Consider the following 24,625-nt stretch of genomic DNA (forward strand, 5'->3'; position numbering starts at 1 on the left):
TGCCTGTTTATTTTTTTATTTGTTATTAGGCCCTCTCATTTACTCAGTTGAGCCGTAGTAAAAGCCCGGCTGTTTGTTCTGTTTTTTCAATAATGTCATGTCGGATTATATGGTATAGTTCAACCAATCTCCAAGAGAACCGCCCATCTTTTTATAGAACCTTTGTGCACGGTAATTATCAGCTGCAGTTATCCACGACATATGTGCATACCCGTTTTCTTTTGTGAATGATTCGCATCTTTTAAACAGTTCTTGGGCTGCTCCTGTACCTCTTGCGTTTTCTGCCACGAATAAATCATTCATTACTGTTATTTTATCTGCTTTCGTTGTGCTAAAACTAAAATATAATGTTGCAAAGCCAATGAGCTTACCATCTTGTTCAGCAACGAATTGAATACCGCTGTTCTTTTCAAATAACATTTCAATCAAATTATGTATATGTTCAATCGGCGGTTTAGGTCTTTTATAAAAATCGACGATATATAAATACATTAAATCGGTCAATTGGTTTATATCATAGGGTTCTGCGCTTCTGATTATCAAATGTTTCCCTCCTCACTCTGTTTATTTTATTATATAAAACTTACAAAAACATTCGGAATTATGCAATATCTTTATTGGGACTGTCTTATTGATCCATTAGTTCTTATCAGTTTTACTGACCTCTTTCATGATAAGGAAGTGCTCAGTAGTTCAAACCTGCTTGGAAGCTTAGAGGACGGGAACCGAAAGTCTATCGCATTGAAATCTGTGGAAATGGCATGAAATCAGCGATGGCTGATCAAAAAACTTATGAAGGACCACCTTATCAGCAAAAACGGGAAAAAGACCGGTGGGGCGACGTACACCATAAAGAAAGGGGATGGATTATCCGTCATAGCACAGAAGACAGGCGTTAGCATGGCAACCCTCCAAAGCTTGAACGGTATCAAGGACCCGAACCTGATCAAAGTCGGCCAAGTATTAAAGCTGACCGGTTCGGCCGGCAACAAAAGGCAAGAAATCATCTTACACGTTGCCGCCAGGCGTTTTTAAAGAGACAAGCCTTAACTAAGGGGACGGCCGTAAACAGATTCAATCGGCTCTGGCGGCTCTCTATTACTACCCGGACAAAGAGGCAAAGAATAATGCAATAGACGGCTATTACGGATCGAAGACAGCAAATGCAGTCAAACGGTTCCAGTCCATGTATGGATTGACTGCGGACGGTATTTACGGGCCAAAAACGAAAGAAAAAATGTTGTCTCTTCTGAAATAAATGAAACAGCCCTTTAAAGGGCTGTACCACAATTCTATATATTTCATAAAAATAAAGAAGTATATAGAATTGTGGTTCGTGCCAATGGTAGAATATGTTTGTTGGAAATGATATTTCAAATACTTGTAAAGTTGTGTAAAATTTGAAGGTTAACCTTACGAAGAAATAGTGAAACAACACATTGCCTGGTAAACATTGTTTAAAGCCCAAATCCTATAGTTCAGTTGGCACTACATGTCCCGATTTTGTGACATTATACACTCAATAGAAAAGATTAAAATATCCCGAATAATTCAAAAAAGGTGTTTACAAACCTTATTTAGTTCCTATATCTTAGAAAAGAAGGAAAAATCATTCAATAGGGGGATACTGATGTGAAAAAGAGTAAATTTTTACTTACCACCATGTTCTCTACAACTATGTTGATTTCCGGTTTAGGATTGGGATTTGGGAAAAGTGCACATGCTGAAGGATTTCCGCAACTTACTAATGAAAAAGTCCAAACGGAAATACAGGAAATGAAAGATGCCGGCATGACAAGTGAGGAAGTACAGAAATTCTATGAAATGAGTAAAGAAGAGTATGCGTATGTACAAGAACATGCGGAAGACTTGTATAAGGATTCCCAAAAAGAAATCAAAGAATTGAAAGCCTCTGGTCAAATTGATGAAGTTCTTCCTAAATACGAGGAGCCTGAATATCAGCACAAGAACCAAATCGCAGCAAAAGCGTTAGGTACAAAAGGTGATGTTCTTACAAGCTATGAAATTAATTCTGGAAGTTGGTCTATTGGTGTAGGACATGCTGCGATTGTTTCAACTAACAAATCAAAAACAGTTGAAGCATGGGCGAAAAGCTGGAGTCCTATAAACCAAGATGGAGTTCGCAGATATAATAATAACTGGGGAAGTAAAAAGAAAGTTTATGGTCTATGGGTTAAAAAGTCGAATAACAATAAGTATATAAATGCTGCAAAATATGCGGAAAAGCAAGCAGATAATAAAAAGAAATATAATTTCAACTTTTTTAATAAAAAGACAACTGCTAAATTTTATTGTTCTCAATTAGCTTGGCGTTCTTGGAAAAACCAAGGTATTGATATTGACAATGTCAAATGGGACACTGTTGTAACACCAATGGAGCTTGTAAAATCCAATAACACAACAATCTTTTATCACAAGGGTTAACATTGACAAAAACAATCGGTGCTGCACCGGTTGTTTTGTCATTTCAAAGGGAGGAAAAAATGAATAGACTTAAGACCCTGTTTATTTTCATTTGCATACTGATAGTCACAACCTCTTGTAGTCTCATCCCAACTGGGAATGAAAAAGAGGAAAGAAGTAGTAATAGCAAGACTGCATTAAAGAATATTGACAATGCAAAATTTATTGTTGGTTTTTCTAACACTTTAGATAGGGGAAGTGAGATTGGGGTTTACAGTGAAGATGGTACTAAAATGGATAGCTTGGAATTGAAAGATGGTATAAATTTCACGATGTCTTCATATAACAAAAACGATACGTTCTTCTCATCAAATAGAAGCAATAATCACTTGATGATAGACAATAAAACTGGAGCAATAAACAAAATAAATGAAAAGAGTTTGTCGAAAACAACTGAGGATGAAGGTGCTTTCTTTATAAACAGTTCTGGCGGTTATATCATCCATGACATTAACGTTGGATATACAGACAAAGGGCTGGAAAGTGAACTGGTATATTGGAAGGGAAACAGCCGAAAAAACAAGAAACAAATAAAGCTTGACGGAGAACTTGGATCAGCAATCGTCGCTAAAAATAAAATTTATGTCATTTCAAGTGATGAAGAAAGTATGTCCATCATTTCAATTAACCTAGAGACAAATAAGCAAGAGAACAAGGCATCCATACCGAATAAAGGGATATACTTCATGGATGAAAAGGATGCATTCCAAGCTCTAGATGAAAATACATTTGTACTGGCAGTTAATGATAACGTGAATGAGAAAGAGAATTCTAAGCTCATATTAATAGACAGAGAGACGCTTAAGGTAAAAAAAGAAGTCGAGATGGAGAAAGGGTTTCATCCTGCAAAATTGAAAATATTAAAAGATAGCATCTTAGCTGTTTCTTTTGATGGGAAGCTGCAGGTGTTTGATAAAAAAATGGTTAAGAAAAAATCTTTCGATTTTTATGCTGGGGATGATAACAAATTAATGAATGATGTTCAATTCAATGACAGAGAGATGTATGTTTTACTCAAAAACTTTGATATCCAGCGTGATAACAAGCTTGGAGATATCACTTCTTATGATTTGAAATCAGGAAAAAAGGTAAAAACAATCCCGCTAAAAGCAAATAAAGAGTGGGAAATCGCCCGGTTCGAAATTTTAAAATAAGTTGGAGGTGTTTATATTAGCCCGCTTTTGAGCCCTGCATATATCATACTCATCATTCTTCCGGCAGCTTCTTTCTTGCTGGGGATAATAGGGTATTTCATCTTTCAAAAAGTATGGACTATGGTTGTCGTCGTATTGATCCTGTCATTGATATTTATGTTTGTTGTAATAGGAGCAGAGCCAACATTTTTAGTTTGGGTGTTTATCATGACGGGAGCCTGCCTTATCTCCGGTTCAATCACTAAGACTATAATGAATTTTACAAAGCGAAAATATTAAATGGAATAATCATAAGAGTGTACACCAAAACCATAATCCCAAAAATCCCGCGACGAAAATTGCGGGTTTTTTTCGTTTTCACTTTTTGTTCAAATAGTTATAATATTACAAAAATAGAGATTAGAGGGAGAGGTATATATGGACCAAGTTTTGCCGTCGTCCCAGGTTGGTGTCAAGATCAATGAATAGTACAAAATGATTCGTCAGTTCAGTGTGCCTGATGCTGAGATTTTAAAGGCTGAAGTAGAACAGGAAATAGAGGAGATGGAAGAGGATCAGGATTTGCTTGTTTTTTATTCATTGATGTGCTTTCGTCACCAATTGATGTTAGATTCCTTGGAGCCGGAAGACAGATATAGAGATCGCCCCACAGTCGACGAACTGCTTGAGAAAATAGAAAAACCGCAAAAAAGACTTACAGGCCTCTTGAAATATTACTCATTATTTTTTCGTGGTATGTATGAGTTTGATCATAAAGAGTATGTTGAAGCGATAGGCTATTATCGCAAAGCAGAGAGAGAGTTGAATGCTGTATCAGATGAAATGGAGCAAGCTGAATTTCATTACAAAATAGCTGATGCCTATTATCAAATTGATCAGCACTTTGTTTCCCTCAATCATTTAAAAAAAGCCAAGCAATTGTTTGAAAAAAGTCAATTATACAAAGTGAAAGTGATTGGCTGTAATATGATGGTTGGTGCTAACATGTACGATATGTACAGGCTGACGGAGGCCGAATCATATTATCGGGAAGCATTAAGTATCGTCCGCGGCTTGGAAGAGGAAAAAGTGAAAAGAATTATAGGAGTGATCTTTCATAACTTAGGCTTAGTTTATTTAAGAGGGAAAAATTTGATTGCTGCTGAAGAGAATTTCAAAAAGGCAATAGACGTGAAAGAACATATTGATACAGTGTATGGGGTGAGATCATTATATATGATGGCAAATGTCCTGTACCAATGTGGTAAAGTCAAGGAAGCGCGTTTCTTTTATGAAACGGCTTTAAATCGTGCCCGGACTTCTAATGAAGAAGAATATTTGGCTAAATTAAAAATCATTAATTCATTATACGAGGAATATAATGAAACAGCAGTGAAACAAAGCTTAGGTTACTTAGAAGAGAAACGCCTTTGGTCTGATTTCGCAGAGCTAACTGAAAAATTAGGTGACTTTCATTTTGAGAAGAGGAACTATGTAGAGGGAAGAAACTTTTTAAAGAAAACCATACATGCCCAAACACAAATACTTAAGGTTACGGAGGCTATATAATGAAGAAACTTTTAATTAGCTCCGCTTTAATCGGTATTCTTTTCACTGGATTATTAAGTGTGACAAATGTTTATACTGCTGAATTGAATGAGTCTGGAACTTTTTATATCGCCGAAAAAGCTATAAATATTTAATTGTACTCCCAATTCAGTTCCCCGCCTTTTAAGGTTGGGGTTTTTCTTTTTAAAATCTCCACCGGTGTTTGTGCTTATCCCATTTCAACATACGCTGCCGCATGAGGTTCTTGACCGCTTCACGTATAGCCTGTAATCCTTTACCGGTTTTTCTCTTCAACTCATCCATTGAGGATTTTTCCCGAAGTGAGTCATGTTAAAGATAATCCGGTACATTTTTTCCGCTCAAAATCATTCATTCGAATTACCTCCTCGAGTAAATAATACAAGAACGAACATTCCCTTTTCAATTTGAAAAGCAGACAGACAAAAACTTTCAGGATGGACCTGAATCCCCCTCTAATTATAGAAGGGGATTCAGCAATCATCCGTAATCTTACAAAAAGGCAAGAAGATGCTTTGCACGCTATATCGAATTTCTTAAATCAGTATGGGGTGCATCAATGCCTCTATGAATCGCCAAATAAGGCGTTTTTTTCATAATATCTTTCACAGCCTCGCTAAAACGATTTCACAACATTCTGATCTGAAAATTGTTGGCCAATCATTTCCGCCTGGCTTACAGAGTTGTTTTGGATGACGATTCCAGTATTTAAGCCTCCGGATCCAAACGCTGTTTTTGAAGCGGTGATAGGGGTGATGGTTAACGCGCCGCCGACATTGACAACTCCGTTTCCTGATAAGTTGTTAATTTTAATAGGGGAACCATACATACTCTTTTCTCCTCTCACTTCAAGCTGCTAACTATATGTATGCTGTCATTTTGAATAAGATTAAACAACGCGGCAAAAATTGCCGAAAGCTCCGGCAATTTCTCTTTTGCTAGGGATAATAGAGCATTTCATCTTTTGAAAATTTTCATTGATATGTTTGTTGTAAGGGGCAGAGAACGTTTTTCATTTGGGTGTCTGTCTTGACAGGGGTTTGCCTTATCTCCGGTAAGATAATTTCAAGGAAAAACAAAACAGGCTGTCGAGAAGATCCCGACAGCCTGTTTATTTTTGTTTGCGTGAAAGAGCGAAGAAAAACGGGAAGGCGGAACCGGCCAATAACGTACCGAATAAAAACATTCCCCCGATGAACACATGATAGTTCACTCCGCCGATCCAAAGCCCCGTGATTAAGGAAACGATGCTCAATGCGATCATCACAAAGCCGGGAATCAGACGTTTCTTACCCGTTGTCCGATAAGCAATAAGAGAACAGAAGATGCCGATGACAATCGGCACAATCCACAGATAAAAAAGGATAAATACTGACATAAGCAAAACTCCGATTTTTTCTTCTATCATACCAAAAACGCCCGGAAAAAGATACGAACGAGAGCCGACGGCCAAAAGAAAAACCGGCCGAGATGGGCCGGTTTTTCTAACGGAATGAATCGTAAATCACAAACAGATTAAGCGCGATCACCAAAACCGCAATCAGCCAGGCGAGAGCCGTAACCCATTTTCGGTTCGTCAGGACGCCCATCAGGCGTTTGTTGCTTGTAAACATAATCAGCGGCACAAGCGCAAAGGCGATGCCGAATGAAAGAACAACCTGGCTCCATACGAGCGCTTCTGTGGCGTTGATTCCTGAGATAATGATGATCATCGGAGGAATGATGGTAATGAAACGCCGCAAATAAAGCGGGATACGGTAACGGATGAAGCCCTGCATGATAATATCGCCTGACAATGTGCCGACAGAAGAGCTTGAAAGCCCTGCGGCCAGCAGTCCGATCCCGAAGAGAATTGCTGAAGCCGGCCCGATAAAGTGGCCGAATTGCTGATAAGCCACGTCTAAATCCTCCACATACAGTCCGTTCTTGAAGAAAAGAGCGGCCGCGACAATCAGCATGCTTGCGTTAATCGCCCCTGCGATTACCATCGCGATGAGAATGTCAATCGTCTCGAATTTAAAAATCTTTTTCCGCTCGTTATCCGTTTTTCCGACGACACGGCGCTGCGTCAGGGCGGAATGTAAGTAAATGGCGTGCGGCATCACGGTTGCACCGAGTATCCCGGTTGCAAGAAGCACACTGTCCATTCCATCGATTTTCGGGATGAACAGCCCTTCGAGTACGGAAGCGGCGTCAGGCTTGGCAAAGAAGGTTTGCAGGGCGAAGGCGATCACCACGACAAACAGAAGTCCGGCAATGCCCGCTTCCAGCGCCCGGTAACCCCGGCGCTGAAGCTCTAAAATCGCGAATGATCCGATCGCCGCGATAATGGCCGCTTCAATCATCGGTATGCCGAACAGCAGATTGAGCCCGAGGGCCGCTCCGATAAACTCAGCCAGATCAGTCGCCATAATCACCAGTTCACCCTGTATCCACAACCCGGCGGATACCCATTTCGGATACCGGTCTCTGGCGATTTCCGGAAGGTTTTTACCCGTGGCGATGCCGAGCTTCGCGGAAAGGACTTGAATTAAAAAAGCCATCAAGTTTGAAAAGAGAATGACCCACAACAGCATATACCCGTATTTCGAACCAGCTGAGATATTCGTAGCGAAGTTTCCCGGATCAATGTAGGCAATCGCCGCGATAAATGCGGGACCTAAAAAAGGCAGAAGCCGCTTGAATCCCTTGCTTTTGCCGTCAAGTGCATCCTGAACGGCTTTTGATTGCAGTGATTGTGCTGAGATGTCTTTGCTCATTATGTCTCACCTAAATTCCGATAGATTTTTAGCTAAATAACAAAAAGTTTCCTAGACGCAAATTATTTTATCTACATCATAAATCCGCTATTATGAGTTGTCAAGCTCTTTATGTTCAATAACCAGTACATTTTTTCCCCGTTTTATCTATGATATGTATCCCGCCCGAGAAAGGTCCGAAAATGCAAAAGACATCGTTTCGGAATAGAAACGACGCCGTTTTCAAACGATGTTTCCCCATGCGCGGATCCTTTGAGCGTTCTTTAAAAAGGTGGAAGAGTACACTTGCCCATAAAACGTCAGAACCTTCCGATCGCCGGCACTGAATGGAGAAAAAGCCGGCACATTGCCTCCGTGTGCCGGGTAAATAGAATAATAATGAATCTTTCCTTTGGAAGATAAAACCTTTCTGTACCATTCAAATGACCTCCGGCAAAACCTCTGCTTCTCTGAATAAACGTTTGAATCCGCGGTATATAAGTGATTCAGGACCAATAAACCGCAGTTATTTATCAAAACAAAGAAAGGTTTTATCATTTGCGCAGAAATGAAGTTGGAGCATTAGACTTATTTCAGTCTTCCTGGCAAAAAAGTATAATAACGTCAGGAAAGCTTTCCAGCCATATGATAAAAGAGGGGGAATTTTCTTGGTACGTCGTTTGTCGGTCTTTTCTTTAGCTATGATTTTTGCTGTTTCTTTATTCGCTTTTGGCGGCTCTGCATCAGCTGCAACTTTTACACCTAAAGCTGAACCGGACGTTTCCATTTTAGCAAGCGGGGGAACAGTCGGTATTTACGGTGCTAACATGCGCTCATGCTCAAAGGTCAGCTGTTCAACGATTACAACATTCTCAAGCGGTAAAACAATTACAGGTACTTGGGTAACCGGAGAATATGTACAAGGCCACTACACCAACTCTAATAAATGGCTGAAAGTGACGTATGCAGGAGCGACAGGCTACGTGTCCGTCACCACTCTGTCTTATTATTACGGTTTATAATCAGAAAAACCCCCGTTCTTTTCAGAGCGGGGTTTTTCCATGTATTCCGGTTTAATTTCCTCGCTTCGTTTCATCATCGTGTTTCATCAGCTGATCGATTTCTTCCTTAGAAGCGTTTTTTTTCCACTCTTTCGCCTGACTTGTCGCAATGGGAATGGCCCGTCCTTCTTCATAACCCTCATCTACCATCGCATTCGCGATTTCGATCGCTTTTTTCCTCACAGGTTCCTCGAGATTCTTCAATGATTGCGGATAATCCTTCATAGACCAAGGCATGTCTATCACTCCTTTATGAAAAGTGTTTCCCGCCTGAAGAAAAAGAAAACCGCCTCATCAAAAAGAATGACAGCTATTTTTACGAGAGACCAGCAATTTCCGAATAAAATATAAAGGATAAAGAAGCAAATACAGATTGAATGCCCACCACATCAGATCAAAATCACCGATAAATACCCAAAAGGCAATCGCTTGCAGGCCTGAACAAAAGGTCAGCACAAGTGATATTAATGCGAAAGGGCGCCATAACGCATGTTTCCGTTTATAAAGAAACAAGCTGTACAGCCCGGTTATCGAAATGAAAATATCTAAGGGAAAGAATGACCAGTTCCAGGCCATTATCATGGCGTTATCATAGTCTTTAAACACCATGTTTTTTGGAATCCACTCAAAAAAAGTAACAATCCAATAAACGATAAATCCAATATCTGTAATGAGGAAGAGAACCTTTAACCCTTTCATCATCAGTTTCTGTCCGTATGAACGCTGATGCCGTTTGATGACGTTTCACTTTCAGAAATAAAGTTTAAGGTAACGACACCGATGATGATCAGAAGAACAGCGACAGCTTTTATGACAGAGAACTGTTCATGGAAGAAAAAAATTCCGATAAAGGAAATCAGCACGATCCCCATTCCCGACCAGACCGCATACGCGATGGAGACACTTATATATTTCAAAGTCAAAGTAAGAAAACATAGGCTGCCGATATAAAACAATAATAATAAAATACTGGGGACAAGTTTTGTAAAACCATTTGATAATTTCATGCTGACCGTACCCATTACTTCAAAAATGATCGCTAAACTCAAATAAATCCAATGCATTCAACATTCTCCTTCATTCGTATTATTCAAAATTATACAATATATAGAATTTAAAGAAAATTAAACAACGGAATGTTTTCCGGATAAAAAACCCGGTCGGGTAAGAAAACACCATAAAGGTATACTATGTACAAAGACATTCGGAAGGGACGTGCAGGACGGGTGACAGAAGAACGGACAGACCTGGAAAGACAATTGAAAGACATTCAAAAATGGGAAAAGGCGCAGCAGAGGGTGATGTTCTGGAAAACGCTCACCCGCCTGCCGTTTCAGCTTTTGGACAAGCTGACACCTCAATTTATTCAGCGGAAAATCGGACGCATTCTCGATGAAACGGGAACGTTTATTCAGTCAGGCGGACAGTATCTCACATCAGAAAAGCGCATTATCAAAAAGTTTCAGAAACGGCTGCCGCACGGCACATGTCAAACGCTTCTCGATATCCGGAATGCACCGCTTGCCGTCATGGATGAAATCGCAGAAGCCATGGCGCGCACAAGCGTAAAGACCGCCACGGTGCAGGGAGCCGCAACGGGAGTCGGCGGCGTGTTTACGCTTGCGGCAGATATTCCGGCGATGCTCGGTCTGTCCTTAAAGACGCTGCAGGACATCGCGATTGCCTATGGCTTTGATCCGAAAGACAAAAAAGAACGCGTGTTTATCATCAAATTGCTCCAGCTGGCATCCAGTGACGTCATCGGAAAAAAAGCAATCCTGCGGGATTTACAGCAATATGACCAAAACGACCAAATCTATCAGCGCATTGCCTCGCAAATCCAAGGCTGGCGGGAAGTCGTTTACAGCTACCGCGACACGTTCGCCGCGAAAAAACTGCTGCAAATGGTTCCGGCCGCAGGCATCGTCTTCGGCGCATCCGCCAACCGTTCAGCTTTAGAAAGCATTGCGGAAACAGGCATCATGCTTTATAAAAAGCGCCGGATTCTAAAACGCCTGAAAGATACAGAATGATAAAAAACCACCCGAAAACACATTCAATGTGTTTTCTTTGTTTATGAGTTCTGAAATCGGGAAACCAACAACCAACACCAATTAAAGGAGGAATTCAAAAATGGCACAAGAAAACAAAATGAGCAGAGAAGAAGCAGGTAAAAAAGGCGGACAAGCTACAAGCAATAACCATGACAAAGAATTCTATCAGGAAATTGGTCAAAAAGGCGGAGAAGCCACAAGCAAAAATCACGACAAAGAATTCTATCAGGAAATCGGTGAAAAAGGCGGAGAAGCCACAAGCAAAAATCACGACAAAGAATTCTATCAGGAAATCGGTGAAAAAGGCGGAGAAGCCACAAGCAAAAACCATGACAAAGAATTCTATCAGGAAATCGGCGAAAAAGGCGGAGAAGCCACAAGCAAAAATCATGACAAAGAATTTTATAAGGAAATCGGCCAAAAAGGCGGAAACAGACGCAGCAGCTAATAAAAGCATAAAAGGCAGACAACCTGCAGAGCAAAAGCGATCCGGCGCATCAGCTGGATCGCTTTTTATTTTGGGAAAATCTTGTTCTGGGCCGACGTTGCGGTACAATAAATGAAAAAAGGAGTTTTCACTCGTGTCTGAAATGCAAAATTTACTCGCCATCGCCAATAAAGTCAAAGAAAAACACGACAATTTTTCAATCGCGGAGATCAATGACCACTGTGTGCGCCTCGCAGTGTTTACGGGAGAATATGACTGGCACCATCACCCTGACTCAGATGAATGGTTCATTGTTCTTGAAGGTGAGCTTCTGATCGATTTTAAGGACAAAGAAACTGCAGTGCTCAAAGCAAATGACAGCCTGCTCATCCCGAAAGGCACTATTCACCGTACACGCTCATACGTCAGAACCGTGAATCTTTGTGTCGAGCATACGCAAGCGAAAACAGTCATCACAGAGGGACTGCCATGCTGATCAAAAAGATTGTATGTGAAACAGACGTTGCAAACGCTGAAGTATTTGCGCAAGCACAGTCACGGTGGGGAGCATTATCACGTGTAAATGGCTTCGTCAAACAGGCCGGCGGCTGGCGGAAAAACGCAGACGGTCTGTTCATCGCAGAGATCATCAGTGTTTGGGAGAACAGACAGGCCTATGATCATTTTATGGAGAACGAACATGACCGCATATACGAAGAAAACGAGCAGAAGGCTGCGATTCTTTCAATAGAAGTGATGCTGTACGAAGAGGATGAACCTTTCATTCACGAGCTGTTACATCATCCGGACATCCGATACGAACCTGATTGGACAGTTGTGCGCACATAAAAAAAGCCCTTTTAGAGGGCTTTTTTATTTTCGTCCGGGAAGCGTGTTGTGGACATAAGGCGGGACAGGATCCAGCTTAGCTATTTCGCCGTGCGCTTTCGGTTCTTTTTCGTATTCGAACGGTTCGCCGTCCGGCGCTTTTTCCTGCAGCCAATTCTGTTCAGCGCTTTCTCCGCCGTCTGAGAAATGAATAAGCTTATGGGAGAATGACTGTTTTTCCAGCGCCTTCGGGAATGTGGAAGGAACAATCGGGCCTTCCTGTGCCTCTAATTCTTTAATAGCCGCAAGCCATTGGTTTTGGTGCATCGTGTCACGCGCCAGCAGGAAGCTGAGCATATCTTTCACACCTTTATCATCGGTCATTTCATACAGGCGTGCGACTTGAAGCCTTCCTTGTGATTCGGCGTTCAGATTGGCGCGGAAGTCTGCCAAGAGGTTTCCGCTTGCGACGATATAGCCTGCGCTCCACGGAACGCCCGTGCTGCTCTCCGGCATTGCGCCGAGCCCTGAGACAATGGCATGGTGCGGGTTCATGCCGCCTAAAATGGACCCGATGACCGGATCATCCGCCGCTTTTTCCTGCTCTGCCAGCGGAGCATCTTCTAACAGTCTCGCAATCATCGTCGCGATCATTTCAACATGGCCGATTTCTTCCGTCGCGGTGTCCATCAGGAGATCTTTATATTTTTCATTGCCGCGTGTATTCCAGCCCTGAAACAAATATTGCATGGCGACGGATATTTCCCCGTATTGCCCGCCTAAGATTTCCTGCATCTTTTTTGCGAACAGCGGGTCAGGACGATCCGGTTTGGCCGGATGCTGCAGTTTTTTCGTATGTGTAAACATGTCTCCATCTCCTTTTTTATTTGTCCCTACTTACTTCCCCGTCAGGAAAAGGGATGAAACGGAGATGGGCGTATTGGTCCTGCTAAGGATCGCGGCGCAAGGATAACAGATCTTCCACAAGCCCGCGGCCGATCACCTGCTCATATTGCCCGTAAACTGGGTCGAGACGTTTCATCCATTTTTTCTTTTCCGCTTTCGTCAGCACGTGAATATTGATGGATGAATTCTTCTTGATTTCTTCGAGCTGGTCTTTATTCATTTTCTCAGCGGAGGCTTCGTTCCATTCCGTTGTTTCTTTCATCGCCTCCGTTAAGATGGTTCTCGTTTTTTCAGTCTGTGAATTCCAGAAATGCTCGTCGGTCATTACGGCATAACCGAGGTATCCGTGATTGCTGATTGTCAAATAATCTTGAACATTATAAAATTTTTTAGAATAGATATTTGAAATCGTATTTTCCTCTCCGTCTACGAGATTGCTTTCCAAGAGCTGAAACGTGGAATTAAAGGAATCCTGCCGCGGCTGCGCGCCAAGCAGGCGGTACTGGTCCTCGATCACACTGCTCGGCATGATCCTGAGCGCCTGTCCCTTTAAGTCATCCGGTGTGAAGATCGGCCCTTTATTTGATGTGAGCTGCTTAAACCCGTTTGTCCAGTATGCCAGTCCTTTCAAATGATGCTTTTCTAAAGATGCGAACAGGCGGGTGCCGATTTTGCCGTTTAAGCCTTCCTGCACGGCCTTATAGCTGGTAAACGCGTATGGCAGATCCAAAACACCCCATTCGGGAGAGAGTGATCCGAGCTTTGAGGTGGAGGGAGCGATGAATTGCACGTCCCCATTTTGGAGGGCGTTTATTTCTTCATTATCTGAATAGAGGCTCCCGTTTGGAAACACCTCTACTTTAATGGTGCCGCCGGACTTTTGATAGACCAGGTCGGCAAACTTATTCGCAGCCCGCCCTTTAGGCGTGTTTTCAGCAACGACATGGCTGAATTTGAAAACAATTTGATCTTTCAGGCCTTCCTGTTCGTCATCATAATACGGATCTTCCGTTGAGAAACGATCATGAAAGCCGATGAATAAAGCGGTTCCAATACCGAGTACCATCAGGCTGAGACAAGTCAGCAAGCTTTTCATCGAAAACCCCCTCCGCCATTTTCTATAACAAGCATAATCGGGCGGGCCGGTTTCGTAAAGAGACGGAAAGGAAGAGGCCAATGACGAAAAAAAAGCTCACCATCCGCTGGAAAATCACCATACTTTCTTATATCGTCGTGCTTTTTACCTTTTTGATCGTAGGCATCGTGCTGATCGGCAATATTCAGCATACAGAAGAGCGCGAGCTGAAAAAACGGCTGATGAATACCGCGCGGACGGTATCTGAGATGACGGATGTCAAACGCGCTCTCGAGCAGAAAAAACAGAGAGAAGACGTGCGCCATGCGGTCGAAGAAATAAGGATCATCAATGAAGCGGACTACATCGTCGTCATGGATATGGATCATATACGCTATTCACATCCCGTCAGCACAATGATCGGAAAGCGTTCAAGGGGCGAGGACGAAGCAGCGGCGTTCGCCGAGCACATTTATTTTTCTGAAGCAAAGGGAGAGATCGGCACCGCCGTCCGCGCTTTTTATCCCGTAAAAGACCGGGATTTGAATCAGATCGGTGTCGTCCTTGCCGGTAAAACGCTGCCGGGCTTTGGTGAAATTCTTCTTCAGCTGAAGCATGAAATTCTGTTTATCGTTCTGTTGGCGCTCGGCTTCGGACTGGCGGGCTCCTTTTTGCTGGCCCGCCATATCAAAAAACAGATGTTTTGGCTGGAGCCTCATGAGATCGTGAGAATGTATGAGGAACGGACCGCTACGTTTCATTCGATGAATGAGGGTGTCATCGCGATTGATAATCAGCACCACATCACCATTTTTAATGAAAAAGCGAAGCAGATATTCAATGTCAGTCAAGATACTGATGGCAGATTGATCTGGGACGTATTAAAAGATTCCCGGCTCCCTGAAATCGTTGAGCGGAACCAAGCTGTATATAATGAAGAAATTCAAGTCAGCGGAAAGGTGATCATGAGCAGCAGAATTCCGATCGTCATGAAAAAGAAGGTCATCGGAGCCGTCGCCATTTTCCAGGACAGGACGGAAGCAGCGAGAATGGCTGAAGAACTGACAGGCGTAAAAAATTTTGTCGATGCGCTCAGAGTTCAAAACCACGAACATATGAACAAGCTCCACACCATCGCGGGACTGATTCAGCTCGGAAAATCAGAAAAAGCGCTCCAGCTCGCTTTCAAGGCATCGTCAGAACAAGAAAGCGTCACTGAATTTCTTCATCAGGCCATTCAGAATGACGCTGCGGCGGGGCTTTTGTTAAGCAAAATCAAAAGAGGAAAAGAGCTCGGCATTTCTGTGAAAATTGATGAAAACAGCAGCTTCTCGGAATTTCCGGAGCATGTCGACCAGCATGACATCGTCGTCCTGCTCGGCAATTTAATAGAAAATGCATTCGGCGCATTTGAAACAGCGGACACGGAGGACAAACACATTGACATCAGTATCGAGCAAAATGATGAAGTGCTTGCTATATTAATAGAAGACAACGGAAGCGGGATTTCCGATCAGCACATCCCGCGCCTTTATGAAAAAGGGTTTACCGTCAATAAAACGGGGGGCACGGGATACGGATTGTACCTCGTCAAACAAATCGTCGACAAAGGGATGGGCGTCATTGAAGTCGACTCACAGCAGGGACAGGGAACGGCATTTTCAATTTTATTTCCGATGAAGGGGGAGGAATCATTAAATGGACATCAAGGTGCTGCTTATTGAAGATGATCCGATGGTGCAGGAGGTGAATAAAGAATTTATCACCGGTGTTTCGGGATTCAGCGTCATCGCCACGGCCGCTAACGGAGACGAGGGAATCAGGCTCATAAAAGAACTGCGCCCCGACCTCGTAATATTAGACGTGTACATGCCGAAAAAAGACGGCATTAAAACGCTCCAGGAAATCAGAAAACAAAAGCTCGAAGTGGACGTCATCATCGTCTCGGCTGCAAAAGACAAAGAAACGATCCAGCTTATGCTGCAAAACGGTGCGGCCGATTACATTTTGAAGCCGTTCAAGCTGGAGCGGATGAGACAGGCGCTCGAAAACTTTAAACAATATAAACGCAAAATCGAAGAGCATGACACCATGTCGCAGGATCAGCTTGACGCGCTGCTTAAAATTCCGCAAAATCAGTCCCGGAATCTGCCGAAGGGGTTAAATCATTTTACGATGAATGAAATTTTGACCTATATGAAACAGCAGACGGAGCCGCTTTCAGCTGAAGAAGCCGCCAAAGCGCTCGGAATTGCCAGGGTGACGGCGCGGCGTTATCTCGATTTCCTTGAAAAGGACGGCCAGATAAAACTGGACATTCAATACGGAGGAGTGGGCCGGCCGGTTAACCGCTACAAATTCGTCCGTTAGCCAAGACCAAAAAGACCAAAATGTCCGTTATGATCATAAGCTTCCCCTCCCTTCATGAAAACGCTATCATTTGTACATAGACGCAGCGAGAGGCAAGGGGGAGTAGGGATGAAAATTTTCAAAAATCTCACGGTGCAAGTCATCACGGCGGTCATCATCGGCGTCATCGTCGGGCTCGTATGGCCTGAGGCCGGGAAACAAATGAAACCGCTCGGCGATACATTTATCAATGCGGTAAAAATGATTATCGCCCCGATCATATTCCTGACGATCGTGCTTGGCATCGCCAAGATGGGAGACATGAAAAAAGTCGGAAAAGTCGGGGGAAAAGCATTTATTTATTTTGAGGTCGTAACCACCATCGCCCTTATTATCGGACTTCTGGTCGTCAATATCATGAAGCCGGGTGAGGGGCTTGATTACAGCAAGCTTGAAAAAGGAGATGTCTCTCAGTACACGCAAAACGGGGGACAGGGAATTGACTGGATTGAATTTATCACTCACATCGTTCCGTCAAACATGGTTGACGCTTTTGCAAAAGGCGATATTCTTCAGGTCTTATTCTTTTCTGTTTTATTCGGGGTCGGCCTGGCGGCGCTGGGTGAAAGAGGCAAAAGCATTATTGATTTCTTCGATAAACTGTCACACGTCTTTTTCAAAATCATCGGCTACATCATGCGCGCGGCGCCGATCGGCGCATTCGGGGCCATGGCCTATACAATCGGCCACTTCGGACTGGATTCGATCAAGCCGCTGGCGAGTCTGATGCTGTCTGTATACATTACGATGTTCCTGTTTGTATTCGTCGCTTTGAATATCATTTGCAGAATATTCGGTTTCAGTTTGTGGAACTATCTCCGTTTTATAAAAGATGAACTGCTCATCGTTCTCGGCACAAGCTCTTCTGAGTCGGTTCTGCCGCGGATGATGGATAAAATGGAGCGCTACGGCTGTTCAAAATCGGTTGTCGGCCTTGTCATTCCGACGGGATATTCCTTTAATTTGGACGGCACCTCAATTTATCTATCCATGGCGACGGTTTTTCTGGCGCAGGTGTTCGGCGTTGACCTTACGATCGGTCAGCAGATTACGATCATTCTCGTGTTGATGCTGACATCAAAAGGCGCGGCGGGCGTAACCGGAAGCGGATTTATCGTGCTCGCCTCCACTTTGTCGGCGCTCCAGGTGATCCCGCTGGAAGGGCTTGCGCTGCTCCTCGGTGTTGACCGCTTTATGAGTGAAGGAAGGGCGATCGTCAATCTGATCGGAAACGGAATCGCCACCATCATCGTAGCCAAGAGCGAAAATGAATTTGACGAAGTGAAAAGCACACAGGCCGTAAAAGAAATGAAAACGGCGGTATAAAAGGGGAGGAACGGCATGCATCGGGCATGCCGTTCTTTTTTTCGGCCGCTATGAGTAAAAAAGATAAATTTGTTTAAATTTATTAGGAGGTGGACAAAGACCTTAGCGTCATTTTGTTATATAATTTACAATTAGAGAGTGAAAGATGAAATCTAAGGGCTTTTTGTCCTAGCAGGAGTGTATAAATGGCGGCTATTTTTAAATTTTTTCAGCATCCGGGTGTCAGACGTTTTTCCGTTTTTCTTGTTTTGACTGGGGTGTTAGTTGTATTCCGAAGTATGATTAATTTGATTTTGCTTACGTTTATTTTTACTTTTCTGATGGATCGGCTGGAGACTGTCATCAGGCACGTGCTGAACCATTTTTTCCGGATCAGCCAGAGGGTGGTCATTACCGTTTTATATATTGCGCTGGCTGTCGGAGCGACTGTGGGAGGCTTTGTCTTTTACCCGATTGTTGCCAAGCAGATTGAACAGCTGATTAAGCAGATCAAGCACATCGCGTATCATCCCGATGTCATCCCGTTTTATGAAGAAATATCGAGCGTGTTCGGCGATATTAATATCGGTTCCTATGTAAAAGAAGGATTTAATGTACTGTATACATACTTGGCCGATATCAGCACTTTCGGTTTGCAGGTCGTGATGTCACTGATTCTCAGCATGTTTTTCCTGTTCGAGAAAAAGCGGCTCACGGAGTTTATGAAAAAATTTCAGCACAGCAAGCTGTCTGTTTTTTACTACGAACTTGCTTATTTCGGCAGCAAGTTTGCGAGAACGTTCGGCAAAGTGCTTGAAGCTCAATTTATTATCGCGCTGGTGAACTGTATCCTCACCTTGATCGCATTGGCGATTCTGCATTTTCCGCAGCTGTTCGGCCTGTCAATCATGGTCTTTTTCCTCGGGCTCATTCCCGTTGCGGGTGTGGTGATTTCGCTCATTCCGCTCAGTATCATCGCGTATACGACGGGCGGCGCTGCGTATGTCATCTACATCGTACTGGTCATTTTCGTCATTCATGCGATTGAGACTTACTTCCTTAATCCGAAACTGATGTCAGCGAAAACGGAACTTCCGATCTTTTTTACCTTTACAGTTTTAATTTTCTCGGAACATTTCTTCGGCATTTGGGGCTTGATTATCGGGATTCCGATTTTTGTGTTCCTGCTGGATATTCTGGATGTCGTCAATAACGAAGAGGTGGAAAAATCTGAACCGGAGCCGGATAAGACGTAACATCAGCTCCGCTCTTCACGAATATATGACAAATGTTATAATGCAGACAGTGCCTTATGTACGGGCACTGTTTATTTTTTGTGAAAAAGGAGGAAGGCTGTATGACTGAGCCGATTTTACATATCGAAGGCCTTGACAAAACAATAGGCAAAAAGCACATTTTAAAAAACATCAGCTTGGATGTCAGGCAGGGCGAGATCATCGGTTTGCTCGGTCCGAATGGATCGGGGAAAACCACACTTATCAGAATCATCGTCGGCCTTTTAAAGAAAAACAGCGGTACGATTACAATTAACGGTTTTCAGCACGATGCTGATTTCGAAAAAGCGCTTGAATCTGTCGGAGCAATCGTAGAAAACCCTGAATTCTACCCATATCTGACGGGGTGGGAAAATCTGAAGCACTTTGCCAATATGCACAAGAACATCAAGGAGGACAGGCTTCAGGAAGTAATCGAGCGGGTCGGGCTCGCAAATGCCGTTCACGACAAAGTTAAAACGTATTCCCTCGGTATGCGTCAGCGCCTCGGCATCGCACAAGCCATTCTTCACCGTCCGAAGCTGCTCATTTTAGATGAACCGACAAACGGGCTTGATCCCGGCGGAATGAAGGATTTCCGCAACCATTTAAAAGAGCTCGCGGAGCTTGAAGGGACGAGCATCCTCTTTGCGACGCATTTATTGCGTGAAGTGGAGGATCTTTGCGACTGTGTCATCATCATTCAAAAAGGTGAAATCAAAACAGAGGTCGTCCTGCGCGGCGTTGCGGAAAAAGAGGAAAAAGCCGTCATCGACATCCAGCCGGCTGACAAAGCATTTGAATGGCTGTCCGAACAGCAATTTGCTCCGGAGAAAAACGGCGGGGGCATTACCGTCACCGTATCGAAGAAGGACATCCCGGCATTAAACCGGGCGCTCGTCGGACAAGACTTTCTCGTGTATTCCATCATGCCGTATGCGGAATCGCTTGAGGATGAATTCATGAAAGTGACGACGGCGCTTCAAGAGGAGGGGGAGACGAATGTTTAAATTGACAGCAAATGAGCATATGAAGCTCTTTAATCGTAAAGTCTCATTAGTGGCGCTTATTCTGATGGCCGTTCTCCAGTTTATTATGGCGCTTGTCATTAAACGGCTTGTCATCAGCTCCGGGACGGATGAGAATTTCATCGGCTACATGGCGTACGCACCCGGGCTGAATATTCTGCTTGAGGCATTAACGATCGTGATCGCGGCAACGATCATTTCCGCTGAATTTGATAAGAAAACGATCAAATTTTTGTTAATCCGCCCGGTAAAGCGGGAGCGCATTTTTATATCTAAACTCATTACCGTATTTTTGGTCAGCCTGTACCTGTATGCGGCGTACTATATTCTGTCACTGCTTTTCGGCATCGCTTTCTTCGGTATGTCGGTGACATCTGAATCAGGGACGCTCCTCGTGAACACGCTGAAAGTAATCGGCACGAACTGGGTTGAGGCATTTGCGATGGCATGCTTCGGATTGCTGTGCTCTTCCTTATTCCGAAACAGCGCCACGGCTGTCATTTTATCATTTATCGTGCTGTACGGCGCAAAATCACTCGTGACGATTATGTCTCTCTTCCAAAACAAATGGGGAAGCTTCCTGCTGTTCGCGAATACTGACCTGACGCAATACATGAGCGGGGCAAAACCGCTGTTTGCGGGAATGACGCCGTTATTTTCCGTGGGCATTATCATTATCCATATCGTCTTCTTCTTAGCCGTCGCTTGGTGGAGTTTTTGCAAACGCGATGTTCGGGTGTAAAGTAAAGGAATGACATTTTTGTGAAAAAGATCACGATAAATCAATAATTTATGCTATTTTGATTTATAATAAAGGTAATGACGGAGGTGCTCACTTGAGAAATTTTATTACCGCATTACCGATTGTGTTATTGCTTGGTTTTTCCTTTGTGTCATTCATGTTCCAATTCGAACATCTTGTTTATTTCAGGCTTGCGCTGGGATTGTTTTCTACAGTGGGTCTGTTTCTCTTATATAAAATGAAGACGGGATTCCGTTATTTCATCATCTACCTGTATGCAAGCTGGATCGTGCTTGCGGCAGTTACCGCTTTTGAAGAGCCGATTTTCTCAAGCTTTTTCTTTGGCGGGCTTGTGATGACGATGGGTTATCTCACATATATGCTGATCTATCTCGGGCTCAAGCAGGATCGCGGCCCGGAAGCAGTCTAAAACGCGCTATTCTACGGAATAGCGTGTTTTTTTGTACAGCCTCACAGTTGCGGAACGAGACTTGAATCTCTATAATACTTATTAACTTTATCGGAATTATAATGGGGGGATTCCAGTGTCTTTATGGATACAGAACGAACGGCAGAGAGAATGGATGGAAAAAATCGGCCTTCTTGCAGATGAATTTCAAAAAACAGCCGCGCTTGATGATGAAGAGGGCCGTTTTCCCGCAGAGAAAATTCAAAGATTGCGGGACGCGGGATATACGGCGCTAACGGTACCTGAGGCTTTCGGCGGAGCAGGCATCTCGGTTTACGATATGGTGCTGTTTCAGGAACGGCTGGCGAGGGGGGACGCGGCCGTAGCTCTCGGAATCGGCTGGCATTTATCCGTCATGGGAGAGCTCGGAGAAGAAAACAGCTGGAATGAAGATGTCTTTTCATTTATCGCAGAAGAAGTGAAAAAGGGAGCCGTCCTGAACAGGGCAGCGACAGAAAAGCAGACCGGCAGCCCGACGAGAGGGGGAAGACCCGGCACTTCCGCGGTGAAAAAAGACGGTCAATGGGTGCTGAACGGCTGAAAAACCTTTACAACCCTTTCACTGACTTTGGATTATATGCTGGTGACGGCATGGATTGAAGAAAAGCAAACGACCGGCGTTTTTCTCATCCATAAAGACCAGGCGGGCGTTTCGGTCGAAGAAACATGGGATATGATTGCCATGAAGGCGACCGGAAGCCATGATCTCCTTTTAGATCATGTCACGGTCGGTGACGAGCGGCTCGTGGAGCTTTTCAGCGGGCCGAGAGGGGCAAAAGTGAACGGCTGGCTGCTCCACATTCCCGCTGCTTATTTGGGCATCGCTCAAGCGGCAAGGGACTATGCCGTCCGGTTTGCATCCGAATATTCGCCGAACAGCCTGAACGGTCCGATTAAAGACGTGCCGGCCGTTCAGCAGCGTGTCGGGGAGATGGAGCTGGAATTGTTAAAAGCGAGACAGTTTCTCTTCACGGCGGCGCAAATGTATGATGACCCAAAACGCCGTCCGTTTATAAAAAGCGAGCTCGGCGCGGCAAAACACATTGTGACGAATGCCGCCCTTTCTATTGTTGATAAAGCGATGAGAATCACCGGCGCGAAAAGCCTGGAACGAAATAATCCGCTTCAGCGGTATTACCGGGATGCCCGGGCGGGACTTCACAACCCGCCGATGGATGATGCGGTCATCGGCAAATTAGCGGCGGAAGCATTTGAGCAATAAAAAAAGAGCCTGAAAAAGGCTCTTTTTATGTATGGCTGTTGTGCTGAAGCCGTTTTTGATGCTTACGGTCAATTCTGTCATAGATCACATTCATCAGCTTTTGATTATTCATGATGGCGGCCTTGTTTTCTTTTATCAGCTGTTCGTAAGTTTTTATTTTACGTTTCGGCATGAGTCCGCACCTTCCTTACATATTTGATATTCGCTTTCTAGCTCTCCAAGCGATAATTCGTATAAATGCCGTTCCGACTTTTTGTATATTCCGTTATTAATCAGCAAATGGATCAGATGTTTTTTTCGTCCTTCAACTGATGATCTGAGTTGAGGAGAAGATCTCATGATTACCCTCCTATCAAATGATATTGATAATCATTATCAGTTAATGAAAGTATACAATGTGAATATTCATATGTAAAGGAAAAATACCGCCAATTTTTCGACAAAAAGTTTCCCGGGGAATAATGCTGTCGAATTGATTGCATTTCCGGCAGATCAAAACTGCTATTTTTCTGCTTTTCCATCCATACTATGAATGAGAATGGAGGCGTCTTATATGAATGATCAAACGGCAAACTTAAAACGGGGCGAAAAAGGCGCGCTTCTCAATATCGCTGCGTACCTCATCCTTGCCGCCGTGAAACTGGTGATCGGTCTTGTTTATCATTCCGAAGCGCTCAGAGCGGACGGGTTAAATAATGCTACGGATATTGTCGCATCACTGGCTGTGCTGATCGGGCTCCGGATTTCCCAGCGCCCCGCGGACAGCGATCATGCCTACGGACATTATAGGGCTGAAACAATTTCTTCATTAATTGCGTCTTTTATTATGATGGCGGTCGGTATTGAAGTGCTGATCGGAGGAGCGAAGGCGGTCGTGAGCGGTACGGAGACCGAGCCGAGCTTCATTGCGGCTTGGACGGCGCTCGGAAGCGCGATTGTAATGTACGGCATGTATGTATACAACAGCCGTCTGGCGGATCGGATCAAAAGTTCGGCGCTTCATGCGGCGGCGAAAGACAGCCGTTCTGACGCTTATGTCAGTATTGGGGCGTTCATAGGCGTCGTAACGGCCCGGTTTCATCTGCCGTGGATTGATCCGGTCATTGCTTTTCTGATCGGGATCATCATCTGCAAGACGGCATGGGACATCTTCAAAGATGCTTCCCACTCATTGACGGACGGGTTTGACCTGAAAGATTTGGAGCCGTACAAACATACGGTGAAAGAAATAAAAGAAGTCAGCAGGCTGAAGGATGTGAAAGCAAGGTATTTGGGGAGCACGGTTCATGTGGAAATGGTCATTACGGTAGATCCGGGACTGTCTGTGAAGGAAGGCCATGAAGTAGCTGATGAGGTCGAATATGCAATAAAACATGAACATGATGTTACTCATGTCCATGTCCATGTAGAGCCTGAAGTCATAAACAAAGATCGCGGAACGAATTAAATATGCTGTGATAAAAACTCAGTGACTTCTTCGGGAGTTTTAGCGTTTGCGCTGTGAAGATGCGCTTTCTTTTCTCCGTTTTTAAAGATCAGAAGGCTCGGAATGCCCATCACCTGATATTTGTCGGCAAGCTCAGGGAGCTCATCTCTGTTCAATTCATACCAATCATTTTGATTATATTCTTCCAAAATATCGCCGATGAACATATTCATGCGCGTGCAGTCAGGGCACCAGTCAGCGAAAAACTTCACGATGATTTCCTTGTCGGATTGAATAAGTTCATTAAATTGTTCTGTTGTACTGATTTTTTTCATATGACACATCTCCTTTTCCATGCCATTTTAATATAAAATAAAAAGGAATTACATACAAATGCTTTCATATGCAGAATGCCCAAAAATAATTAGATCATTTTCTGAGGAAAATGATAAGATAG

At 43.7% G+C, this 24,625-nt stretch carries 29 protein-coding genes and 5 pseudogenes; 21 read left to right on the forward strand and 13 right to left on the reverse strand.

Going from position 1 to position 24,625, the window contains the following annotated elements; translation table 11 throughout:
• Window positions 1-105 precede the first annotated feature (105 nt).
• The gene (locus MHH91_RS02220; protein ID WP_013351058.1) at window positions 106-543 is read right to left on the reverse strand and encodes a GNAT family N-acetyltransferase; all 438 of its coding nucleotides are present in this window, start codon (window positions 541-543) and stop codon (window positions 106-108) included.
• Between the two features lie 357 nt (window positions 544-900).
• Between MHH91_RS02220 and MHH91_RS20745 the strand changes: the two genes are divergently transcribed.
• The 7 genes and pseudogenes from MHH91_RS20745 (at window position 901) to MHH91_RS02250 (ending at window position 5,320) form a co-directional block, all read left to right on the forward strand.
• Window positions 901-1,035: a LysM peptidoglycan-binding domain-containing protein gene (locus MHH91_RS20745; protein WP_014471448.1), complete on the forward strand. Its 135-nt coding sequence runs from the start codon at window positions 901-903 to the stop codon at window positions 1,033-1,035.
• Window positions 1,004-1,258: pseudogene (locus MHH91_RS20750) on the forward strand (peptidoglycan-binding domain-containing protein); the annotation flags it as partial. The gene MHH91_RS20745 and the pseudogene MHH91_RS20750, both read left to right, overlap by 32 nt.
• 419 nt (window positions 1,259-1,677) lie before the next feature.
• Complete coding sequence (locus MHH91_RS02230) at window positions 1,678-2,445, forward strand: YiiX/YebB-like N1pC/P60 family cysteine hydrolase (protein WP_014471449.1); 768 nt, start codon at window positions 1,678-1,680, stop codon at window positions 2,443-2,445.
• Window positions 2,446-2,504: 59 nt separating this feature from the next.
• The gene (locus MHH91_RS02235) at window positions 2,505-3,638 is read left to right on the forward strand and encodes a hypothetical protein (RefSeq protein WP_014469764.1); all 1,134 of its coding nucleotides are present in this window, start codon (window positions 2,505-2,507) and stop codon (window positions 3,636-3,638) included.
• Window positions 3,639-3,713: 75 nt separating this feature from the next.
• Complete coding sequence (locus MHH91_RS02240) at window positions 3,714-3,917, forward strand: DUF2651 family protein (RefSeq protein WP_232469715.1); 204 nt, start codon at window positions 3,714-3,716, stop codon at window positions 3,915-3,917.
• A 195-nt stretch (window positions 3,918-4,112) separates the two neighbouring features.
• A complete protein-coding gene (locus MHH91_RS02245; protein ID WP_013351064.1) occupies window positions 4,113-5,186 on the forward strand; it encodes a response regulator aspartate phosphatase in 1,074 nt (357 codons plus the stop codon).
• On the forward strand, window positions 5,186-5,320 hold the full coding sequence (locus MHH91_RS02250; protein ID WP_014469765.1) for a hypothetical protein: 135 nt from the start codon (window positions 5,186-5,188) through the stop codon (window positions 5,318-5,320). The genes MHH91_RS02245 and MHH91_RS02250 overlap by 1 nt, the downstream gene beginning before the upstream one ends.
• Before the next feature lie 49 nt (window positions 5,321-5,369).
• Here the strand turns inward: MHH91_RS02250 and MHH91_RS02255 are convergent.
• The 4 genes and pseudogenes from MHH91_RS02255 to MHH91_RS02270 all read right to left on the reverse strand — a co-directional run bounded on the left by MHH91_RS02255 (window position 5,370) and on the right by MHH91_RS02270 (window position 7,966).
• Window positions 5,370-5,559, reverse strand: a pseudogene (locus tag MHH91_RS02255) (hypothetical protein).
• Between the two features lie 261 nt (window positions 5,560-5,820).
• Entirely contained in the window at window positions 5,821-6,033 is a 213-nt protein-coding gene (locus tag MHH91_RS02260; protein ID WP_013351065.1) for a spore germination protein, read from the reverse strand.
• A 282-nt stretch (window positions 6,034-6,315) separates the two neighbouring features.
• On the reverse strand, window positions 6,316-6,582 hold the full coding sequence (locus tag MHH91_RS02265) for a hypothetical protein (protein WP_013351066.1): 267 nt from the start codon (window positions 6,580-6,582) through the stop codon (window positions 6,316-6,318).
• A 106-nt stretch (window positions 6,583-6,688) separates the two neighbouring features.
• Window positions 6,689-7,966, reverse strand: coding sequence for an Nramp family divalent metal transporter (locus tag MHH91_RS02270; RefSeq protein ID WP_088030479.1), 1,278 nt, complete (start codon window positions 7,964-7,966; stop codon window positions 6,689-6,691).
• 644 nt (window positions 7,967-8,610) lie between these two features.
• Here MHH91_RS02270 and MHH91_RS02275 point away from each other — a divergent pair.
• Entirely contained in the window at window positions 8,611-8,964 is a 354-nt protein-coding gene (locus MHH91_RS02275; RefSeq protein ID WP_038462600.1) for an SH3 domain-containing protein, read from the forward strand.
• Between the two features lie 60 nt (window positions 8,965-9,024).
• Here MHH91_RS02275 and MHH91_RS02280 read toward each other — a convergent pair.
• The 3 genes and pseudogenes from MHH91_RS02280 to MHH91_RS02290 form a co-directional block, all read right to left on the reverse strand.
• Window positions 9,025-9,240: pseudogene (locus tag MHH91_RS02280) on the reverse strand (DUF2188 domain-containing protein); the annotation flags it as partial.
• Between the two features lie 57 nt (window positions 9,241-9,297).
• A complete protein-coding gene (locus MHH91_RS02285; protein ID WP_012116851.1) occupies window positions 9,298-9,705 on the reverse strand; it encodes a DUF5360 family protein in 408 nt (135 codons plus the stop codon).
• Window positions 9,705-10,067, reverse strand: coding sequence for a DMT family transporter (locus tag MHH91_RS02290; protein ID WP_014469770.1), 363 nt, complete (start codon window positions 10,065-10,067; stop codon window positions 9,705-9,707). Before MHH91_RS02290 ends, MHH91_RS02285 begins: the two co-directional genes overlap by 1 nt.
• Window positions 10,068-10,229: 162 nt before the next feature.
• On the opposite strand from MHH91_RS02290, the gene MHH91_RS02295 reads away from it, so the two are divergent.
• From MHH91_RS02295 to MHH91_RS02310, 4 genes are all read left to right on the forward strand, one after another.
• Window positions 10,230-11,036, forward strand: a complete 807-nt coding sequence (locus MHH91_RS02295) for an EcsC family protein (protein WP_014472460.1) — start codon at window positions 10,230-10,232, stop codon at window positions 11,034-11,036.
• A gap of 100 nt (window positions 11,037-11,136) precedes the next feature.
• Window positions 11,137-11,505: a glucose starvation-inducible protein GsiB gene (gsiB, locus tag MHH91_RS02300; protein ID WP_014471456.1), complete on the forward strand. Its 369-nt coding sequence runs from the start codon at window positions 11,137-11,139 to the stop codon at window positions 11,503-11,505.
• A gap of 133 nt (window positions 11,506-11,638) precedes the next feature.
• On the forward strand, window positions 11,639-11,980 hold the full coding sequence (locus tag MHH91_RS02305; protein ID WP_014469772.1) for a cupin domain-containing protein: 342 nt from the start codon (window positions 11,639-11,641) through the stop codon (window positions 11,978-11,980).
• Entirely contained in the window at window positions 11,974-12,333 is a 360-nt protein-coding gene (locus tag MHH91_RS02310) for a YdbC family protein (RefSeq protein ID WP_014469773.1), read from the forward strand. Before MHH91_RS02305 ends, MHH91_RS02310 begins: the two co-directional genes overlap by 7 nt.
• 24 nt (window positions 12,334-12,357) lie before the next feature.
• Here the strand turns inward: MHH91_RS02310 and MHH91_RS02315 are convergent, their stop codons facing one another.
• Together MHH91_RS02315 and MHH91_RS02320 are read right to left on the reverse strand one after the other, a co-directional pair.
• Window positions 12,358-13,179, reverse strand: coding sequence for a manganese catalase family protein (locus MHH91_RS02315; RefSeq protein WP_013351075.1), 822 nt, complete (start codon window positions 13,177-13,179; stop codon window positions 12,358-12,360).
• Window positions 13,180-13,261: 82 nt separating this feature from the next.
• Window positions 13,262-14,314, reverse strand: a complete 1,053-nt coding sequence (locus MHH91_RS02320) for a TRAP transporter substrate-binding protein (protein WP_014469774.1) — start codon at window positions 14,312-14,314, stop codon at window positions 13,262-13,264.
• 80 nt (window positions 14,315-14,394) lie between these two features.
• Here MHH91_RS02320 and MHH91_RS02325 point away from each other — a divergent pair, with 80 nt between their 5' ends.
• The 8 genes and pseudogenes from MHH91_RS02325 to MHH91_RS02360 all read left to right on the forward strand — a co-directional run bounded on the left by MHH91_RS02325 (window position 14,395) and on the right by MHH91_RS02360 (window position 22,742).
• A complete protein-coding gene (locus MHH91_RS02325) occupies window positions 14,395-16,017 on the forward strand; it encodes an ATP-binding protein (RefSeq protein WP_014469775.1) in 1,623 nt (540 codons plus the stop codon).
• On the forward strand, window positions 15,992-16,663 hold the full coding sequence (locus MHH91_RS02330; RefSeq protein WP_014469776.1) for a response regulator: 672 nt from the start codon (window positions 15,992-15,994) through the stop codon (window positions 16,661-16,663). The genes MHH91_RS02325 and MHH91_RS02330 overlap by 26 nt, the downstream gene beginning before the upstream one ends.
• Before the next feature lie 108 nt (window positions 16,664-16,771).
• Window positions 16,772-18,028, forward strand: coding sequence for a C4-dicarboxylate transporter DctP (gene dctP / locus MHH91_RS02335; protein ID WP_014469777.1), 1,257 nt, complete (start codon window positions 16,772-16,774; stop codon window positions 18,026-18,028).
• A 185-nt stretch (window positions 18,029-18,213) separates the two neighbouring features.
• The gene (locus tag MHH91_RS02340) at window positions 18,214-19,263 is read left to right on the forward strand and encodes an AI-2E family transporter (RefSeq protein ID WP_014469778.1); all 1,050 of its coding nucleotides are present in this window, start codon (window positions 18,214-18,216) and stop codon (window positions 19,261-19,263) included.
• 101 nt (window positions 19,264-19,364) lie between these two features.
• The gene (locus MHH91_RS02345; RefSeq protein ID WP_014469779.1) at window positions 19,365-20,291 is read left to right on the forward strand and encodes an ABC transporter ATP-binding protein; all 927 of its coding nucleotides are present in this window, start codon (window positions 19,365-19,367) and stop codon (window positions 20,289-20,291) included.
• 19 nt (window positions 20,292-20,310) lie between these two features.
• Window positions 20,311-21,051 carry an ABC transporter permease gene (locus MHH91_RS02350; RefSeq protein WP_118977666.1) on the forward strand — a complete coding sequence of 247 codons (741 nt, stop codon included), beginning with the start codon at window positions 20,311-20,313 and terminating at the stop codon, window positions 21,049-21,051.
• A gap of 94 nt (window positions 21,052-21,145) precedes the next feature.
• Window positions 21,146-21,481 (forward strand): hypothetical protein, encoded by a 336-nt coding sequence (locus tag MHH91_RS02355; RefSeq protein WP_003156210.1) that lies wholly within the window; start codon window positions 21,146-21,148, stop codon window positions 21,479-21,481.
• Between the two features lie 115 nt (window positions 21,482-21,596).
• Window positions 21,597-22,742: pseudogene (locus MHH91_RS02360) on the forward strand (acyl-CoA dehydrogenase family protein).
• Window positions 22,743-22,767: 25 nt separating this feature from the next.
• Here MHH91_RS02360 and fbpB read toward each other — a convergent pair.
• A complete protein-coding gene (gene fbpB, locus MHH91_RS02365) occupies window positions 22,768-22,914 on the reverse strand; it encodes a Fur-regulated basic protein FbpB (RefSeq protein ID WP_013351084.1) in 147 nt (48 codons plus the stop codon).
• A pseudogene (locus MHH91_RS02370) lies at window positions 22,901-23,081 on the reverse strand (Fur-regulated basic protein FbpA). The gene fbpB and the pseudogene MHH91_RS02370 overlap by 14 nt, the downstream one beginning before the upstream one ends.
• 214 nt (window positions 23,082-23,295) lie before the next feature.
• Between MHH91_RS02370 and MHH91_RS02375 the strand changes: the two are divergent.
• Window positions 23,296-24,189 carry a cation diffusion facilitator family transporter gene (locus tag MHH91_RS02375; protein ID WP_014469782.1) on the forward strand — a complete coding sequence of 298 codons (894 nt, stop codon included), beginning with the start codon at window positions 23,296-23,298 and terminating at the stop codon, window positions 24,187-24,189.
• On the opposite strand, the gene MHH91_RS02380 is transcribed toward MHH91_RS02375, so the two are convergent.
• Window positions 24,186-24,503 (reverse strand): thioredoxin family protein, encoded by a 318-nt coding sequence (locus MHH91_RS02380; protein WP_003156200.1) that lies wholly within the window; start codon window positions 24,501-24,503, stop codon window positions 24,186-24,188. The two genes, MHH91_RS02375 and MHH91_RS02380, sit on opposite strands and share 4 nt — an antisense overlap.
• Window positions 24,504-24,625 lie beyond the last annotated feature (122 nt).

It is taken from the genome of Bacillus sp. FSL K6-2819, assembly GCF_038008305.1.
Taxonomy (GTDB): domain Bacteria; phylum Bacillota; class Bacilli; order Bacillales; family Bacillaceae; genus Bacillus; species Bacillus amyloliquefaciens.